Source organism: Fulvivirga kasyanovii (assembly GCF_009711405.1).
Taxonomy (GTDB): Bacteria; Bacteroidota; Bacteroidia; order Cytophagales; family Cyclobacteriaceae; genus Fulvivirga; species Fulvivirga kasyanovii.
This window is the reverse complement of sequence record NZ_SMLW01000076.1, coordinates 1-490: the sequence shown is the minus strand read 5'-3', so window position 1 is coordinate 490 and position 490 is coordinate 1. Positions and strand designations below refer to the sequence as shown.

Sequence of the window (490 nt, the reverse complement as noted above, 5' to 3'; positions counted from 1 at the left end):
GGCCTTAGAGAATTAAACTTTTGGCGTAACCCAAGGTAAAGAGCCACTCCTGCGCTTAATATCATCAAGTACACTGTAATGTACAAAAATGAAGTTAGTGTCAACAGTTTTATAAACAATTATTGAAGTACAGTAGTGTAAATATAAAAAAAACCTGAGTGTTCACTCAGGTTTAAAGGTTAACCTAAAGGGTCATTTGGATCTTCCGGACAATCCGGGGGACATGGTGACCCATCATCAATAATTACCCTATCTCCTCCACCTTTTCCTTCATCTTTAGGAAGAATATTATTTTGCTTCTCATCAGCACCAGTTAACACCAGTCTCTGATTACCATCATCATCAATAGCAAAATAAATTCTTATGCCCTTGCATGTACCGTCACCTTCAAGCAAAAGTTGTTTTATATAATCTCTGCCAAAGAAAAAGCCTTTAACGGCTCCCGGATTTTTATCTCTGTAGTTTTTTGTCCACCTTTTGGCCATGCCTA

General features: G+C 37.8%; 1 protein-coding gene. It reads right to left on the bottom strand.

Features of this window, described 5'->3' with window-relative positions; all coding sequences use genetic code 11:
- Positions 1–179: 179 nt before the first annotated feature.
- On the bottom strand, positions 180–490 hold a 311-nt coding region (locus E1163_RS30095), incomplete at its 5' end, for a hypothetical protein (protein ID WP_185155867.1).